General features: G+C 32.1%; 3 protein-coding genes. All 3 read right to left on the bottom strand.

Features of this window, described 5'->3' with window-relative positions; translation table 11 throughout:
• Window positions 1-133: 133 nt before the first annotated feature.
• Window positions 134-985: a leucine-rich repeat domain-containing protein gene (locus ADICYQ_RS09865; protein ID WP_020894186.1), complete on the bottom strand. Its 852-nt coding sequence runs from the start codon at window positions 983-985 to the stop codon at window positions 134-136.
• A gap of 341 nt (window positions 986-1,326) precedes the next feature.
• On the bottom strand, window positions 1,327-1,866 hold the full coding sequence (locus ADICYQ_RS09860) for a hypothetical protein (protein ID WP_040415536.1): 540 nt from the start codon (window positions 1,864-1,866) through the stop codon (window positions 1,327-1,329).
• Window positions 1,867-1,936: 70 nt separating this feature from the next.
• Window positions 1,937-2,261, bottom strand: a 325-nt coding sequence (locus ADICYQ_RS25910; protein ID WP_051160164.1) for a DUF6966 domain-containing protein, incomplete at its 5' end; no start/stop codon positions are given.

Here is a 2,261-nt window from a genome sequence, read left to right as displayed (position 1 = left end):
TTAATATAGGAAAAGTAAAAAACTACCGACGTAGGAGGTTTTGTTCAACGGGTCTCAGCTTGGAGACGGCGGGCTTTCTGAGACGTTCACTTCAATCCTACTCCTAACTTCTTAAAGATACTAAATTTAATATTCACTCTGAACCGCCCGCTGGATCCAAGGTGATGTTATGTGTTGCTGTTTTTTCGGAGAGTTTGTTTTTTAGTCGTTCAAAGTCCTTTATATATTTATCAATTCTTAATTGGTCTCTATCAGAAAGCAAAAATGGTTTTCGTTTTCCAGTAATCATGGTGTCGTGAACTATACTATTCTTTGAATTTACAATTTTGCAAGAGTTTGTTGCTTGAAACATTTTGCATTTAGTATTTGGAAGTCTTGTTGCTAACCAAGCATACTCTTTAGTTTCAAATTGATTTGATAATTGCAGTACTTCAAGGTCTATTAGTTTACCTAAAGGCTGTAATGTGTCGTCTTCAATTTTTATATTTGTCAAATTGAGAAACCTTAAATTTTTTAAACTTTCTAAAGGTTTAAGTGATTTTATCCTCAACGGTTTTTGGTGTCCCCCACCAAATGTTAAACTGTTAATTTGTCTGGCTTGTGAAAGCTGGTTTATGTCTTCCAGTTTAGAAAAATCTGTGACCTCAAGAGCTTTTAAGCATTTATTTTCATCTATGTTCCAAAGTGCAGTTGCTTTTGTATTCCAGTGCAAAATAATAGTCTCAGTTTTTGAAAGGGTTTCAAGTATTGTCAAGTCCTTAACCAATACTTGATATAAGTTTAAATACTTTAATTTAACTAAAGGAAGAATTTTTCTTAATTCTTTGTCGTTTGCTCCAATTAGCCACAAATTTTCAATTGACAGGTCTTTTAGTCTGTCAATATTCTTTGCAGTTGTAGACATATGCAAAGACTTTTCGTTTTTATCAAATTCTTTTAAGTCAGAAATGATTGTTTTTGGTTTCTCTGGCAAATTGTCTATCATTATCGTCTGTTACAGTTACACATAACGGTCTCGGGCTTGGCGAAGGTGGCGATTTTCACCACAAATGTTGATGCGGAGAACTAATGTTTGATTAACCCCAAATGTGTCTGCGGAGCACAGAACCGCCACTTTTACCAAGCCCGTGTTAGGTGCTTTATTTCTGATAATTTGATACATCTATTGAGTGTTTTTCCTCGTCAAATCTATTGAAAATTAACAACTTGTTATCATCCCATCTAGATTTTATAAAATCGTATGACGAATTATTTATCAGGTCAAATTCGTTAATAATTTCCCAGTTTTACTTATTGTCCTGCAAAAAATAGATTCATTACCTGATTTTACAACTCGACAAATCGAAAGCCTAAGTTTTCTGATTTTGTGATTTTTTTTATTTTTATTCTATGATCCAAATTTTGTTTTTCAAAATCATGTAGTTCTCTTACAATTACTTTTACATTATTTGATTTCAAGATCTCATGTATTACAAAGAATTCTTCCCTTTTTATAGTATCTGATTCTGATATGATGCTAATCTGCAGTTCAGAATTCGGCTTGGATTCATGAATTTTGTGAACACTAATCAAAGAGTCAATACAGTCCCTAACATCCTTTATCGTTCTAATTTCTAAATCAAGCTGACTTAAATAGTTTTTATCCATTATGATAGCATTCGGGTCATCAAACCAGCCAGTAGTTTTAAAAAATAAAGGATATTTTAAAGAGTCTAACAACAGGAAATTATAATCTGAATAAATTGCAATAGGTGGAAGGGGATTATCTTTTCTTGTTTGCTCGAGTGAGTCCAAGTTAATTTTCACTACTACAAAATCTTTATTATGTGGATTATTGCCAGTTGAACAGCCTGCAATTGCTAACATAAATAAGTTAAGAATATTTGATATTAAGACTTTCATTTCATTGGAACCAACGTCAGTGTAAAACGGATTTTCACATAGTATTAGATGCTTTTTTATTTTTTCTAAATTCTGTTTTGACTTCCATTGCCAATTCCCATAATTGAGTTCTAAGTGAGGAAAAATTTTCATTTTTGCGAGTAATTTTCGTTAAGTATGTATCATTAAATGAACCCATACCACCATATGCTCCAAGAATTTTCGAAATGGAGCTTTCTATGTCTTCCCTTAATAAGTTTTTTGCTTTAAGAAACCATTCTGCCCAGTTTTTCTGATTGTCTTCATTTAACAAGGTTATTAGTTTATCTAAAACTCTTTCTATCTCGTTTATTTCAGTCACTTTCTCTAAGTTAATTGCA

Origin of the sequence: Cyclobacterium qasimii M12-11B, from assembly GCF_000427295.1 — a bacterium.
Classification (GTDB): Bacteria; Bacteroidota; Bacteroidia; order Cytophagales; family Cyclobacteriaceae; genus Cyclobacterium; species Cyclobacterium qasimii.
The sequence above is the reverse complement of the archived record's forward strand: the minus strand, read 5'-3'. Positions and strand labels throughout refer to the sequence as shown.

Bases quoted from the DNA above. Each gene is read 5' to 3' on its own strand.
- ADICYQ_RS09865 (WP_020894186.1), bottom strand. From the start codon at position 985: ATGATAGACAATTTGCCAGAGAAACCAAAAACAATCATTTCTGACTTA.
- ADICYQ_RS09860 (WP_040415536.1), bottom strand. From the start codon at position 1,866: ATGTTAGCAATTGCAGGCTGTTCAACTGGCAATAATCCACATAATAAA.